This is a genomic window from Pyramidobacter porci, from assembly GCF_009695745.1.
Lineage (GTDB): Bacteria > Synergistota > Synergistia > Synergistales > Dethiosulfovibrionaceae > Pyramidobacter > Pyramidobacter porci.
The window spans coordinates 173,377-187,546 of sequence record NZ_VUNH01000005.1 but is presented as its reverse complement, the minus strand read 5'-3'; the positions used below and the strand labels follow the sequence as shown (position 1 = coordinate 187,546).

General features: G+C 60.6%; 11 protein-coding genes. 3 read left to right on the top strand and 8 right to left on the bottom strand.

Features of this window, described 5'->3' with window-relative positions; all coding sequences use genetic code 11:
• Positions 1 to 382: 382 nt before the first annotated feature.
• Positions 383 to 1,507 carry a M20/M25/M40 family metallo-hydrolase gene (locus FYJ74_RS06260; RefSeq protein ID WP_154528720.1) on the top strand — a complete coding sequence of 375 codons (1,125 nt, stop codon included), beginning with the start codon at positions 383 to 385 and terminating at the stop codon, positions 1,505 to 1,507.
• A 420-nt stretch (positions 1,508 to 1,927) separates the two neighbouring features.
• Positions 1,928 to 3,286 (top strand): glutamine synthetase family protein, encoded by a 1,359-nt coding sequence (locus tag FYJ74_RS06255; RefSeq protein WP_154528719.1) that lies wholly within the window; start codon positions 1,928 to 1,930, stop codon positions 3,284 to 3,286.
• Between the two features lie 300 nt (positions 3,287 to 3,586).
• Here FYJ74_RS06255 and FYJ74_RS06250 read toward each other — a convergent pair whose 3' ends face one another.
• The 5 genes from FYJ74_RS06250 to FYJ74_RS06230 all read right to left on the bottom strand — a co-directional run bounded on the left by FYJ74_RS06250 (position 3,587) and on the right by FYJ74_RS06230 (position 8,567).
• Positions 3,587 to 4,429 (bottom strand): formylglycine-generating enzyme family protein, encoded by an 843-nt coding sequence (locus tag FYJ74_RS06250; protein ID WP_154528733.1) that lies wholly within the window; start codon positions 4,427 to 4,429, stop codon positions 3,587 to 3,589.
• A 9-nt stretch (positions 4,430 to 4,438) separates the two neighbouring features.
• The gene (locus tag FYJ74_RS06245; protein ID WP_154528718.1) at positions 4,439 to 4,996 is read right to left on the bottom strand and encodes a flavodoxin; all 558 of its coding nucleotides are present in this window, start codon (positions 4,994 to 4,996) and stop codon (positions 4,439 to 4,441) included.
• Positions 4,997 to 5,295: 299 nt separating this feature from the next.
• Positions 5,296 to 6,693: a CsgG/HfaB family protein gene (locus FYJ74_RS06240; protein WP_154528717.1), complete on the bottom strand. Its 1,398-nt coding sequence runs from the start codon at positions 6,691 to 6,693 to the stop codon at positions 5,296 to 5,298.
• 71 nt (positions 6,694 to 6,764) lie between these two features.
• The gene (locus FYJ74_RS06235; protein WP_154528716.1) at positions 6,765 to 7,694 is read right to left on the bottom strand and encodes a CsgG/HfaB family protein; all 930 of its coding nucleotides are present in this window, start codon (positions 7,692 to 7,694) and stop codon (positions 6,765 to 6,767) included.
• A 21-nt stretch (positions 7,695 to 7,715) separates the two neighbouring features.
• Positions 7,716 to 8,567 carry a hypothetical protein gene (locus tag FYJ74_RS06230; protein WP_154528715.1) on the bottom strand — a complete coding sequence of 284 codons (852 nt, stop codon included), beginning with the start codon at positions 8,565 to 8,567 and terminating at the stop codon, positions 7,716 to 7,718.
• A 549-nt stretch (positions 8,568 to 9,116) separates the two neighbouring features.
• Here FYJ74_RS06230 and FYJ74_RS06225 point away from each other — a divergent pair.
• On the top strand, positions 9,117 to 10,772 hold the full coding sequence (locus FYJ74_RS06225) for a phosphoenolpyruvate carboxykinase (ATP) (protein ID WP_154528714.1): 1,656 nt from the start codon (positions 9,117 to 9,119) through the stop codon (positions 10,770 to 10,772).
• Between the two features lie 76 nt (positions 10,773 to 10,848).
• Here FYJ74_RS06225 and FYJ74_RS06220 read toward each other — a convergent pair whose 3' ends face one another.
• The 3 genes from FYJ74_RS06220 to FYJ74_RS06210 form a co-directional block, all read right to left on the bottom strand.
• Positions 10,849 to 12,207, bottom strand: a complete 1,359-nt coding sequence (locus FYJ74_RS06220) for a sugar transferase (RefSeq protein ID WP_154528713.1) — start codon at positions 12,205 to 12,207, stop codon at positions 10,849 to 10,851.
• Between the two features lie 270 nt (positions 12,208 to 12,477).
• Positions 12,478 to 12,792, bottom strand: a complete 315-nt coding sequence (locus FYJ74_RS06215; RefSeq protein ID WP_326830891.1) for a Na+/H+ antiporter NhaC family protein — start codon at positions 12,790 to 12,792, stop codon at positions 12,478 to 12,480.
• Positions 12,785 to 14,167, bottom strand: coding sequence for a M20/M25/M40 family metallo-hydrolase (locus tag FYJ74_RS06210; RefSeq protein WP_154528711.1), 1,383 nt, complete (start codon positions 14,165 to 14,167; stop codon positions 12,785 to 12,787). The genes FYJ74_RS06215 and FYJ74_RS06210 overlap by 8 nt, the downstream gene beginning before the upstream one ends.
• Positions 14,168 to 14,170: the final 3 nt, after the last annotated feature.

Sequence of the window (14,170 nt, the reverse complement as noted above, 5' to 3'; positions counted from 1 at the left end):
AGGCGATCAGCTCGATCTGGCGGTTCTGACGGCGGTACTCTTCGACGATGATGTCGGCGATCTCGGCGTCTACTTCGCGGATGTACTTGTCGCTGTTCTTGTCCATTGCTATCTACCTGCCCTTTCAATATAAATAACCATCTTAAAAATACACGATATATTGCGTATCTCTATTGCGAACATGTTATTTCCTTCATCGAGCTTTGTCAAGTTGTATAATGTATATTTAAAAATTTTAGTGATGCGAGTGTCATACGGAGAGCTGCTCTCGTACAGTGTTACAATATGAGCAAGACGTTGTAGGCGGTGTTAACAGGCAGAGCAGACTGCGACATTCTACAGGATCTGCTGACAGGATGGCAGAGAAGGGGGAACTTTATAGATGGAAGACATCGTTGAGGATTTTCTTGAGCTGGTGCAGATCGACGCGGCGTCGGGGAATGAACGAGGCGTGGCCGACGCGGTAAAGGCCAAGCTTGAGGCGCTAGGGCTGGCGGTCGAGGAGGATGACGCGGGGGCCAGCTTCGGCGGCAACGCGGGCAACTTGCTGGCGGTGCTCGACGGCGGGCTGCCCGGCTCGATCCTGCTCAACGCCCACATGGATCGGGTCGCCAATGGGCTGGGGATCGAGCCGCAGATCAAAGACGGCCTGATCGTTTCCGACGGCACGACGATTTTGGCGGCCGACGATCTGTCGGGAGTGGCGGCGCTGATCGACAGCGTCCGCCGTCTGCAGGCCTGCGGACAAAAGTTTCCCCGCGTGGAATATCTTTTCACCGTGGGGGAGGAAGCGGGGCTTTTGGGGAGCAAGGCTTTCGACACAAGCCGGCTGCGCGCCAAAGTTGGTTACGCGTTCGACTCGCCCGGGCGGTTGGGGCGCGTCGTCTGCGCCGCTCCGGGGCAGGTGAGCCTGACGGTCGAGGTGGCGGGAAAAGCGGCGCACGCCGGCAACTGCCCCGAAGAGGGCGTCAACGCCGTGACGGCGCTGGCGAAAATCCTCGCCACGATCCGCGACGGCCGTCTCGATCCCGAGAGCACGGCCAACTTCGCCGTGCTGGACTGCGGCACCAAAGTCACCAACATCGTCCAATCCTACGCTGTCTGCCGGGGCGAAATGCGCAGCCGCAACGACGCGGCTTTGTCCGCCTATGTGGAATATTTCGAGAGGCACTGCCGGGAAGCAGCCTCGGGAACCGGCGCCGCGGTCAAGACGACGGTGACGCCGCAATACGAAAGTTTCAGCTTCGACGAGGACGCGCCGGTGATCCAGGCGGCGCTGGCCGCTCTGCGCGACATGGGCGCGGAGGCGCAGGTCAACGGCGGCGGCGGAGGGATGGACGCCAACGTTTTCAACGCCGCCGGGATTGGCGTCGTCGGCGTTGCCACGGGATACAGCGGCAATCACGGCATTTCCGAGCGGATCGTGCTCGACGATCTGCGCCGTGCCGGTGAACTGGCCGAACGTATTGTTCTTTCCTGGGCCGACATGGGCGGGCTGCCCGAATAGATTTTGCGTCGGCGCGGGAGAGTCCTTGGGGACAGTTCATTTAAAAAATATGCAAAAAGCGCTCCGAGGAGTTTCTCGCAGGGAATGAGAAACTCCTCGGAGCGCTTTTTTGTCGCGCAGGGCATGCAGGCATAAAACGCCTGAAAAACGATGCGGGACTTTTTTTGTTCGGAACTGCTGTTCAAAAAAAATCACCTGCGAAAAAGTGATTGTTTTTGCAGTAATACGGTACATTAAAACAGAAAAATTGGTCGTTTTTTGTTAATGACGTGAATCGTCCTTTATGATAATTTGGCGTTAATTGATAGTTATTAATTTTTTATAAAGTGATGCGTCTGAGAGAACTTCCGGCGGGATTTTTGCTGAAGGCTGGCTGCGGCCGAGCCGAAAAGTGAAGAAAGATGAAAAGGAGTGATAATCATGAATCTGAGCACGTTCAATGGCGACTGGTCGAAAGTGAACTTTCTGAACCTGATGATGATTGACCTGAGGGGCAATCTGCGTTCGGTGACGCTGCCCCGCGAGTACGCGACTGAAAAGGTTTTGCGCGACGGCATCGGCTTCGACGGCTCCAACTACGGCTACGCCAAAGTCAGCAATTCCGACATGGTGGCCGTTCCCGACATGAGCCGGGCGCTGCTGGAACAGCGCGGCGAGTTCAACACCGTGCACGTGTTCTGCGACGTCGTTTCCGCCACCGACGAACGCATCCCCTTCGAGCAGTACCCGCGCAACGTCGTCAGAAACGCCGCCAAATATCTGCGCGACAAGAAGATCGCTGACGACGCCAAAATGCTGGTGGAGCTGGAATATTACGCGTTCGATCAGGTGGAGTACACGATCCAGCCTAACCGCGTCGGCTACAGTGTCGCCACCGCCGAGGGGCTGGGCGACGATTTCAGCAGCGCGCCGCGTTTCGGCCTGTTCGACGGCTATCACCGCGTCTCGCCCGAGGACCGCTACCGCGATTTCCGCGACAAGACGGTGGAGCTGATGGGGATCGCCGGCGTGCCGGTGAAGTATCATCATCACGAGGTGGCCGCCGGCCAGCTGGAGATCGAGCTGGAATTCACGTCGATCGAGAAGACGGCCGACGACGTGACGCTGGCCAAGTGGATCATCCGCACCGTGGCCCGCGAGATGGGCATCTTCGCCACGTTCATGCCCAAGCCGATGAACAAGGTTTCCGGCAGCGGCATGCACGTGCACCAATTTCTGACCCGCGACGGCAAAAGCCTTTTCCCCGGCGACGGCGTCGCCAATCTGTCGCCGCTGGCCCTTTCCTACACGGCGGGGCTGCTGACCCACAGTCAGACGGGCAGTCTTCTGGCGTTCACCAATCCCAGCACCAACAGTTACCGCCGCCTCGTGCCCGGCTTCGAAGCGCCCGTCAGCGCCACGTTCGCCAAGGGCTCGCGCTGCGCCGCCGTGCGCATTCCCAGCTATCTCAAGAAGGACAGCACGCGCGTGGAGTACCGCCCCGGCGACGCCTCGGCCAACGTTTACTTCATGCTGGCCGGTATGATCATGGCCGGCTGCGACGGCATCGCCGCCCAGCTCGACCCCGTGGCGCTGGGCATGAACAGCGCCGAGATCCTACAGGAAAAGATCTTCCCGCTCAATCTGAGCGCCGTGCTCGACGGTCTGGAAAAGGATCACGCCTATCTGCGGCCCGTCTTTCCCGAGCAGCTCATCGAGCAGTGGATCAAGGTCAAGCGCGAAGAGGCGGCCTACGTTTACAACGCCCCGACGCCGCAGGAATACGAGCTGTACTTCTAAATTGGGTGCGGGCAGAAAACTCAAGAGCAACGGCAAGGGCCGGCGAGCACGCTCGCCGGCCCTTGCCGTTGGAAATGTTTCAGACGGAACGTTCTCGTTTGCGCGGAAAAAATGCTCCGGACTCGTTCCTTGTTTTATACTATTTCTCAATTAAAAGGCTAGACCTAAGGGCGCTGCGGGGGAGATTCACAACGCGAGCTGCGCGGACTGCGTAGCAGTCGAGATAGTTCTGAGCAACTGAACTTGAACTCCCTCGCAGCGCCCGGCAAACCATGTTAATGCTTTTATCAAGAAGTAGTATTACTTGTTGCGGGCGAGGCGGAAGCCGCGACTGCGGAACGCGTCGTCAGGCATTTGCGACGAACGGTAGGCGCTGCGCAGGTGTTTGGCGAAATCGTTCCAGCCGCCGCCGCGGCAGACGCGCGCAGTCCCCTTCTCGGGGCCGGCGGGGTCGGTCTGCGCGGCGGACGGGTAGGCGCCGTAGCGGTCCCAGCACCACTCGCTGACATTGCCGTGCATGTCGTAGAGGCCGAACGCGTTAGGCTTGAAGCTGCCCACGGGGATGGAGCCGCCGCGGTAGGTGCCGGGCTTCACTGCCAGCTTTTCCGTGCTGAAATAATTCTGCTCGATGTTGTAGGGGTAATGGCCGTAGTAGTTGGCGTCGGTCCACGACGGCGACGGCACGATGCTGAACGGCCCGGCGCCGCGGGCGCGGCAGGCGTATTCCCATTCGGCTTCGGTGGGCAGGTGGTAACCGTTCGCGGCGCGGTTCCAGGTCACGTTTTCGCCGTCGATCGCGTATGCTGGCGTCAGCCCCTCCGCGGCGCTCTTCAGGTTGCAGAACTTCACGGCGTCGTACCAGCTGACGGTCTCCACGGGCAGACCTGCATCGCGGGTGTGATGGCTGGGATTTGCCCCCGTCAGCGCCTTGTATTCCTCCTGAGTGACCTCGCAGCGGCCGAGGTAAAAGTCGCTCACCGTCACTCGGTGCTGGCGTTCGTCGTTCTCGCGCCACGGCTCGTCCTCGGGGCTGCCCATGGTGAACGTACCGCCTTTGATCAGGATCATTTCGCCCTGCGGTGCCGCCAGCGCGGCTTTCGCGCTCAGCGCCAGCAGCGCCAGCAGGATCAGCGTGCTCTTCATGGCGCTCACCTAAAATCCGTTCTTCTTCAGCCAGGCGTCGAGGTCGGCGCTCAGCGAGGAACCGCCGTCGTAGTAAATGGAAAGCGGATTCTGCACGACGGCCGCGGGGATCAGCTTGGTGATGGCGGAAACGCTCTGGCCGAGGCGGCCGCCGCCGTTGCTGCAAAAGGGCGACACCGTCTTGCCGGCGAAGTCGTAGCTTTCGAGGAACGTGGCGATCGGCATGGGGATCGACGCCCACCAGTTGGGGTAGCCGAGCAGGATCGTATCGTACTTCGCCATGTCGGCGACTTTGCCCTTGATCTCCGGCCGGGCTTGGGCGCGCTGGTCGCGCTGAGCCTCCTTCAGCACGGTGTTGTAGTCGTCGGAGTAGGGCTTGACCAGCTCTATTTCGAAAATGTCGGCGCCGGTCTTCTTCTGGATGGTGCGGGCGATGTCGCGCGTGTTGCCGCCCCACGAATAGAAAACGATCAGCGTCTTCTCCTTCGTCGGCTTCGCCGCCGCGGGCAGCGCCCAGAGGACCGCCAGCGCGGCCAGACCGATCATCAGCGCGTACGGATTTTTCATATTTGGGATCTCCTTTCATAATGAGACCTCTGCCGGGAAGGCCTTTGTGCGTTGCCTTGCCTCTGTTGACTCATTATAAAGGTTTGAGCGCCCTTCAGGTCAAGAGTCCAGAAACGGTCATACGGCGGGCTGTGTCAGCGGCGCCGGGATCGGTAAGTCAGGCTGGTTCGATTCCGTCGTCGGCGACGTGATCGGCCGGTATATGACGATGAACGAGAAAGCGTAAAACGCGGGCGCAGAAACGCGTCCGCCAAACGCGATGCTGATTCTCGATGAAAAAGTTTTATCGGAAATCCGCGTTACTCGAGTTGTTTGAGAGCTTTCTGAGCGGGCTGGTAATTAGGGTTGACAGCGAGGGCGGCGTCGAAACATTTGCGGGCGTTCTTCTTGTCGCCGCACTTCAACGCCGACATGCCGGCCCAGTAGGTGTTGAGCAGGTCGAAGCTGTTCTCGCGGGCGCTGCGGTTGAACATGGAGTAAGCGCTGCGGTACTGGCCGGCCTTGTAGGATCGTTGCCCGTTGCGGTAGATGATGCGCAGGTTCGAGAGACGGTTGGCCGGCATGTTGTAGGCAGTGAACAGTCGGTCATCCGTGCAGTTATTCACATTTACGGGCGGATTGTCTTTGAAGACGGGACCGCCTTCGTCGGCGTATTGGCCCGGTACGGAGATCTTGCCGGTCTTGTCGCTTTTGGGAGGCAGGGGGGCGTCGGGGACCGTCGGTTCGGGCGGGGTTTCGCTGCCGGCAATCACGGGAGCGGGCGCGTCGGGGACGAGACGTTCGGCGGTGACGGGCAGACTGCGCGCGCTCTCGCCGGGGTCGATCTCGTCGAGCAGGTCGCCGACGCGGATGGAAGCGGGGCCGCCCTTGCCCTTCACGTAGGCACAGAGGCTGTAGTTCGGCTTGACTTCAACGACTTTAACGAGGGCGTGATAGACTTTCTCCGCGTCGATGATGGAACCGTCGATGGCGCGGATCGGTTCGCCCTCTTCGTAGACGCCGTAGAGCTGCCCTTTGGCCGCGCCTTTGGCGGAACCCATGTCGATGAGAGCGCGCTGCGGCGTGACTTTGATGACGTGGTACGCGACGCCGCCGATGCGGCGCTCCAGCTCGCGCACAACGCGCTTGACGGCTTTCATGGCGGCCTGCGAACCGACGCCGCCGTACTGCGTCGTGCCGATCACGGTACCTTCGTAAACGGCGCCGGCGATGGCGCGGCTGGCCGCTCCGGTTTTGCGCAGGGCGGCGGTAATGGCCCCGGTGGCGGTATCGATGGTACGGACGTCAAGCGTGACGGTGCCGACGTTGCTGCCGACGGCCAGACCGAAGTTGTGGATGGGCAGTACGCCGCCGGTCTGCTGCTCGTCGAACTGGGTGACGGCGCCGGTGATGATCCATTCCACGCCGGCGAGGCGGCCGACTTTGACGAGCGTATCTTCGGACACCAGTCCCGACATGGAAAGACGCTGCTCGCGGGCCACTTTTTCGAGGGCGGTGCGTTCGTAGACCTGAAACGAACCGGAATTGGAAAGTTCGGTGATGAACATTTCCGTCAGCGCGTCGGCGACGTCCGGCGAGACGCCCGGCGCTCCCGATCTGAAGCGGTCGACGCCGATGCGGATCACGGCCGCGGCGGGGGAGAGCAGGACGCACGACATCAAAAGCGCGGCGGCGCACAGAGTTCTCATTCTTTTCATTGACAATCCTCCTCGGAGTAAAAAACAACCTGCGCTCTGGGGGGAGCGCAGGTTATCGCGCGTCGAAGAAGCTATTCGTAATCGAGCTTGACGTCGTCGGGCTTGCGGATCGGCTCGATGCCGTCGCCGCGTCTGAGCCCGCCGCCGCGGACGATCTTGGCCTTGGAATATTGGGGGCGGGCGTCGATGACCTGGATCACGGCGACGTAGTAATGTTCGGCGTCAAGCACGTTGCCGTGAAGGTCGCGGATCGCTTCGCCCTCACGGTACACGGCGTAATACTGTCCCTTGCGGGCGCCGCCGGTGGCCGTGCCGGCGTCAATGGTGACATTGCGCGCCCCTTTGGCTTCGAGCACGTGGAAGCCCTCGGCGCTGCCGGGAGCGGCGCCGGCGCCGATCGCGGCGCGGAGGTTGGCGATCACTTTGGTGATGGCTTTGTGCGTGGCCGTTGCCAGCTGGCCGCCGCTGCGGCCGGTGCCGAAACCGCCGTAGCGGCTCAGCAGTCCGCCGAGGACGTTGGTGCCGGCGCCCTCGGCGCGTCCTGCGTAAACGATGGCGCCGGTCGTGGTGTCGACGATCCTGACGTCGAGCGTGACGTAGGCGGTGTTGGTGTTGATCAGGCCGCCGATCAGGCTGCTGCCGCCGCCGATGATGCCGCCTCCGGCGGTGTCGCTGGCGCTGTACTTGGTCACGGCGCCGGTCATCATGTACTGAGCTCCGGCAAGACGGCCGGTGCGCGAGGCGGTGTTGCTGTCGATCAAGCCGGACTGTCCCATGCGCTGCTCGCGGGCGATCACGTCGAGGCGGTCGCGCTCGACGACCTGGAATGTGCCGCTGTTGACGAGCTCGGTGATCATCATGTCCATGATGGAATCGACGGGCACGTGGCGGCCGGAACTGTTGCGGAACGTCTCGACGGAGATCGTGTAGGCCGCCAAAGACGGCGCGGCGAGGCACAGAGCGGCGCAAAGCGCCAGCAGGATTTTGAACGATTTTTTCATGGTCTGGGGACTCCCTTCGATCTAATAGATGTCGACGTACAAGGTGCTGTCGGTGATGTCGTTGATGCGGGCGTAGGGCACTTTGTCGACGATGGCCTTCTGCAGTTCCTTGAGGTCGAAGTTGCCGAACACGGCCAGCTGCGCCCAGTCGCCGTCGAAACGGCCGGCGCGGGCGGAGGTGACGCCGTAAACCGTTTTGCAGGCGGTGACCACGCTCTGCACGGTCTTGAAATCGCGCGCACCTCTGACGAAGACGTAGAAGCCCCCCTCGGCGACGTTTGGATTGGCGGGCACGCCGGTGATCCTTTCGGCCAGTTCTTCGGCCGCTTTTCTGACGGCCTTGATCTCGGATTCGTCGCGCGTGGCGCCCACTTCTTTGCCCATGGCGGAATCGGAGAAGATCGTGCGTCCCGTAGAATCGTAAACATGCACCATGACGACGGCCGAGCCGGTGTACATGCCGAACTCGTTGCGGATCGTGTCCAGCACTTCCACGGTACCGTCCACATACTGGCTGACGCCGTGCGCGCGGCTGATCTTCTTGACGGCGCCGGGGCCGGGCTGTTTGGGCTGGGCCTTGACGATGCGGGCAGTGACCTGATCGCTGACGACTTTGTAGCCGTTTTTCACCAGCGCGCTGCGGATCGTCTCCGTCGCCAGGGCGGCGCCGCGGACGGCCGAGGCGTAGTGCGTGTAGCTCATGCCGCCGTAGTAGTTCCAGCTGGACAGCGACGTGTAGCGCGTGCCGGGTTCGACATCGTAAAGGATGACGGCGATGGCCCGGTTCTTCCGCAGCGGCGCCGCGACGGCCGTGGCCGCCAGCGCCAGCACTGCCAGCGCGGCGAGGGTGAAACGAAGGACTTTGCGATTCATAATGGATACCTCCCCAAAATTAAGGCTTCAAAAACACATGGTGTTGAGAAACTGAGCCCGGCTCGCGACCGCTCCGAGGAGCGCAAAGGCGACGACCAGCGTCAGCAGGATCAAGAGAAAAGCGGTGGTGCGGCAGAACCGTTTCATGACGAGGACTTCCTTCAACGCAAATTTTGTTGCTTAGTAAAAAGCATAACGGCAAAGATGTCCGGACGCATTAGCGAAAACAACAATATTTGCTTCTGTCGGATCGCGTGAAACGATCCCTCGCGGGAATTCTGTTTAAATATAACATACTGATAAAAGAAAGAAAAGACATCACCCGTTGGGGTGAATTTTGAGGAAAAACGGAGAAAGACAGATTAATAGAATGTTTGTGAAAAATATAGTTGAAATATAAGATTTTAATTGACTGTTCCGGCATTTTTTTATAAACTCGTAAAACACGGAAGAAGTTCTTGCGTTATCGCAAGCAGACGCATCAGATGATGCAAGAGATTCTTATAGCCGCAGATGTGCAGATGACGGAAAAGAGGGGAACTGAATCTTATGGTTGAACTGGAGCGCTTCGAAAACGCGGAACTCTTCAAAAAAATCAACGATTTGCCCGTGCGTACCATCGTCGAGACGCCGTTTTACGGCAACAACGTCACGAAGATCGAAAGCGTCGCTCAGGCTTACGAGCTGGCCAAAAACAGCCCCGGCACGCTGGAACTGACCGGCATGCCCGTGTATAAGCCGGAGGCGCAAGGGCTGCCGAAGGGTGCGAACGTGTTGATGTTCAACGACGGCGCCGTCGTCGGGCGCGCCGCGGCCGCCCGCCGCATTGTCGGCACGCCCGGCGTGGACACGGCCGGGCTGTGCAAGATCGTGCGAGAAGCCGTTTATCAGGGGCGTTTCCGCCGTTTTTACGAAGCCGAAACGGTGGTCGGGCTTGACAAGGACTTCACCGTCCGCGCCCGCCTTTTGATCCCCGAAGGTTTCGAGAATAACCTGCTGAGCTGGATGCTGAATTTCCAGTTCATGACCGACGAAGTGAAAAAATTCTACGCCGGCAGCCGCGTCATTCCCGGCGAAGGCGACATCCTCGTCTATTCCGATCCGTACTGGACGCATCCCGACTTTCCGCTCGGGCTGGCCTTCTTCTCGCCGCAGCAGAACTGCGCGGCCATTCTCGGCATGCGCTACTTCGGCGAGTTCAAAAAAGGCACGCTGACGCTCGGCTGGGGCACGGCCGCGCGCCACGGTTACGCCTCCTGCCACGGCGGGCTGAAGCGCTTCACGCGCCGCGACGGCGGAAAGTTCGTGCTGGCCGTGTTCGGCCTTTCCGGTTCCGGCAAATCGACCATCACCCACGCCAAGCACGGCGGCAAGTACGAAATCATGGTGCTGCACGACGATGCGTTCGTCGTCAACGTAAGGGAAAAGTACGCCATCGCCATGGAGCCGACCTACTTCGACAAGCTGCAGGACTACCCGATCGGCTGCGAGGACAACAAATACCTGCTGACGGTGCAGAACTGCGGCGTCACGCGCGACGCCGTCGGCAAAACGATAGCCGTCACCGAGGACGTGCGCAACGGCAACGGCCGCGCCGTCAAATCGCGCCTGTGGACGGCCAACCGCGTGGACCGCATCGACGAGCCGCTCAACGCCATCTGCTGGCTGATGAAGGATCCGACGCTGCCGCCGATGCTCAAGCTCACCGGCGCCTCGCTGGCTGCGACGATGGGGGCCACGCTGGCCACCAAGCGCACCTCGGCCGAGCAGCTGGCCAAAGGCGTCGATCCCGACGCGCTGGTGATCGAAAGCTATGCCAATCCGTTCCGCACTTATCCGCTGTCCATGGATTACGAGCGCTTCAAGGCGCTGATCGAGGACGGCGTGGACTGTTACGTTCTCAACACCGGCGACTTCATGGGCAGGAAAGTGAAAAAGGAAGACACGTTCGCCGCGCTCGAAGCCGTCGTCGACGGCACGGCGAAGTTCGAGCCGACGGGGCTTCCCGGCATCGAATACCTGCCTGTCGAGGGCTTCGGGATGGACCTGGGAGACGAAAAGTACCGCGCCGCCTTCATGGCCCGCATGAAAGACCGCGCCCGCTTCATCGCCGGCCGCGAGACCGCCGGAGGCGGCGTCGACGAACTGCCCGAGGACGCGCTCGAATCCATCGAAGCGGTCGTCAGCGCGCTGAGGAAAATGTAGGAACGGCGGAAATCGGTTACGTAACGAGACAAGGCCCGGCGCCGGAAAAATTTTTCCGGCGCCGGGCCTTGTCTCGTTACGCTCTTTTGCCGCCGGGATCTTTTTCCTCGACGCCTGCCGAACTTGACGGCATGAAGAGCACCTTGACGGTGGAAATTATCAGATAGAAATCGAAGATCAACGAGAAATGCTGAATGTAAAGCAGATCCAGCTTGAGCTTGTCCTCGAACAGCGTGTTGTAGCGGCCGAACACCTGCGCGTAGCCCGTCAGACCGGCCTTGACCTTGAGACGGTAGCGAAATTCCGGGTATTGGCGGCAATATTGCTCGATCAGCTCGGGACGCTCCGGCCGCGGGCCGACGATGGACATATCGCCCTTGAGGATATTGAACAGCTGCGGCAGCTCGTCGAGGCGCAGCATGCGCAGCCAGCGCCCCACGGGAGTGACGCGGCCGTCGTGGCTCGACGCCATCTCGGCGCCGTTGGTTTCGGCGTTCTGCACCATGGTGCGGAACTTGTACAGCTGGAACGGCCGTCCGCCCTCGGTGACGCGCGTCTGCCGGTAGAACTCCGGTCCGCCATCGTGCAGACGGACCAACAGCGCGGCGAGCAGCATCAGCGGGCTGAGCGCGATCAGCGCCGCGGCCGAACCGACGATGTCGATGGCGCGCTTGATGAGCTTCTGCTCGCTGCTCATTTGGTGCCCGCGGAACAGAAAGGCGGGAATGTCGTCGATCTGGCAGCGTACGGCGCTGTGAACGAAGATCTCGTCCACGTTAGGGACCATGAGCAGACGCTTGTCCGTTTCGTAGCAGTGACGGATCACCATGCTGCGGAACTCCGGCCGCCCGTGTCCGAGCATGAGCACCAGCGGCTGCCCGTCCATGGCGCTTTGCACCGCCGCGTCGCCGTCGCTCTCGTGGCAGTATTGGACGATGCGATAGCGTTTGCTTTCGCTGAGGAATTTTCTCAGCACGCGCTCGTCGTCCTCGGGATTGGCGAGGATGGCCAGCGCGTCGCGGGCGGGATTGATGGCGAAATAAACGGCGTTGGCGGCGATGTAAAGCAACGTTCCCGCCAGAACTTGCGCGAACGTGAGCAGCAGCATCGGCCCCACCGCGATGAAACGGTGCAGCATCAGGCTGAGCTGCGAGTACCCCGTGAAATTGGCGATGACCAGCGCCAGCGAGAAGGAATAGACCAGCTCGCGCAGGCGCAGGATACCGATACGGTAAGCCCCGTATGAGTAACTGAGAGTATAGAACACCAGCAGGTAGACCACGCCGATGACATAATTGTCCTTGAACATCAGGCGCGGCGCTTCGTACCAGATTTTGAAGCCGCCGATGTAAAGCCCGACGGCGGTGACGACGATCAGGATCTTGAAGAGGAACATGATGGACTTCTTGAATTTTGTCGCGATGGAACCATTCATGAAAGCCACTCCTCAGCGGTGGATTGACGAAAGACAGATGCAAGAAGTCTTTCAGAACATTCATATCATAACACACGCGAGGCGAAAAAGGCGTTTTTTCCCGAGCGTGGGCGCCGCTTTATCTCTTTCCCGGACGGCCATGATCGCCGTGCGGAACGGCGCTTTGTGTGACGGGAAGAAGCGGCATTTTGCGCGCGGAGAACCGTTTGGCACGAAAAAGGCCGGCCTCAGCCAAGAGACCGGCCTTTCTTTAACGGAACGCTGACGGGATCATACCATCAAGAACCCCACGAAGAGATACGCGACTGAAGCCGCCGCGGCGCAGACGAGCGCATAAGGCAGCTGAGTCTTGACGTGATCGATGTGATCAGCCGCCGCTCCCGCGGAGAAAAGAACGGTTGTGTCGGACAGAAGCGAGCAGTGATCGCCGAACACGCCGCCGGCAACGGCCGCAAAGCAGGCGACGACGAGCGGAGTCACCTGATTGTTCGTGCGGTCAAAGGCCAGGGACAGCGCAGTGGGCATGCAGACTGCGAACGTCCCCCGTGTCCACCGCGCTGTCCCTTTGGCGAGGACTTTAATCACGAACGTAGGAATAACAGAGTTCGATCAGGTATTTGATAGAGTTCTTGTAGTCTTCGAGGCCGAGGTTCTCGTCGGGCGCGTGGTGGTTGCCGCTAGTGTTGGCGGGACCGATACCGAAAATGGGCAGATCCGGCCACGCGTCGCGAAACACGGCGGCGGGACCGGCGCCAAGCTGAGTCAGTTCGACCACCATGGGCTGAGCGTAAACGTTTTTGGCCGCTATGACGGCGCGAGCGCGGAAGGGATGGTCGGGACGCGTGCGGACAGGGCGCGAGGCGCCGCCGCAGCGCGTGACTTCTACGTCGTCGAAGCCCTGTTGGCGCAAATGCGCGCGCAATTTGGCTTCAATATCGGCGGGATCCTGGTTGGCGACGAGATAGAAGCCGAGGCGCGCATACGCCGTGTGAGGCACGATGCCGCGCACGCCGTTGTGCACTTCGCCGGCCTCCAGTCCACAGACGGAGAGCGACGGTTCAAGATAGATCTGTCGCTTCAATTCTTCGCCCGTGGCCCCGCGCACAAAGCTTTTCAAGCCGAGACTTTTTTTCGTGTGCGCCTCGTCGTAGGGAAAATCGTGCAGCACCTGCAGATCGGCTTCGGAGGCGGGGAGGACGTCGTCGTAAAAGCCGTCGATGGCGATCTTTTCGGTACCAATCTCCTTGAGCGCAGCCAAAGCCCAGATGAGGCGCCACGAAGCGCTGGGGGCGGCTGCACCCATGCGGCCGTGTACGTCAGATTTCGCGGTCGTGACGCGCAGATCGAAGGCCACGGCGCCGCGCACGCCGCATCTCAGCCAAGGACGGCCGGCGGCGTCGACACGTCCGTTCTCCCACAAACACACGTCGGCCTTTGTCAATTCTTTGAACTTTTCAGTGTTTGCCTGAGCGAAGCGTGTCATGGACGGACTGGCGGTCTCTTCGTCGCCTTCGACGAGAAACTTGACGGAGACGGGCAGATGACCGTTGGCGTTCATCATGGCGCGCACGGCGTGGAGGCGGAAATAAAGTCCGCCTTTGTCGTCGGAAACTCCGCGGGCGTATATTTTGCCGCCGCGGATGTCGGCTTTGAAGGGCGCTTTGTTTGTCCAGTGTTCGGTCTTGCCTGGCTCGACGACGTCGTAATGATTGTAAAACAGCAGTGTGCGGGGACTGTCGCCGGAGAGCCCGGCGCTGATCAGCGCGTTGCCGTCTTCTACGGGGTGGAGGGTCGGCGTCAGACCGGAACTTTTCAGGTCGTCCTGAAGCGCCGTGCGCATCGCGTCCAATCCGGCCGGATTGCCGGCGAAACTAGCGCAGGCGCAGGCACGAGTCAGTTCAGCGACCATCTCGTCAAAATGTTCGTCGACGTAGCGCAGCGCTTTTTCCTTGTCTGTCACGAG

Coding starts and splice junctions, on each gene's coding strand:
- FYJ74_RS06260 (WP_154528720.1), top strand. CDS start 383: ATGGAAGACATCGTTGAGGATTTTCTTGAGCTGGTGCAGATCGACGCG.
- FYJ74_RS06255 (WP_154528719.1), top strand. CDS start 1,928: ATGAATCTGAGCACGTTCAATGGCGACTGGTCGAAAGTGAACTTTCTG.
- FYJ74_RS06250 (WP_154528733.1), bottom strand. CDS start 4,429: ATGAAGAGCACGCTGATCCTGCTGGCGCTGCTGGCGCTGAGCGCGAAA.
- FYJ74_RS06245 (WP_154528718.1), bottom strand. CDS start 4,996: ATGAAAAATCCGTACGCGCTGATGATCGGTCTGGCCGCGCTGGCGGTC.
- FYJ74_RS06240 (WP_154528717.1), bottom strand. CDS start 6,693: ATGAAAAGAATGAGAACTCTGTGCGCCGCCGCGCTTTTGATGTCGTGC.
- FYJ74_RS06235 (WP_154528716.1), bottom strand. CDS start 7,694: ATGAAAAAATCGTTCAAAATCCTGCTGGCGCTTTGCGCCGCTCTGTGC.
- FYJ74_RS06230 (WP_154528715.1), bottom strand. CDS start 8,567: ATGAATCGCAAAGTCCTTCGTTTCACCCTCGCCGCGCTGGCAGTGCTG.
- FYJ74_RS06225 (WP_154528714.1), top strand. CDS start 9,117: ATGGTTGAACTGGAGCGCTTCGAAAACGCGGAACTCTTCAAAAAAATC.
- FYJ74_RS06220 (WP_154528713.1), bottom strand. CDS start 12,207: ATGAATGGTTCCATCGCGACAAAATTCAAGAAGTCCATCATGTTCCTC.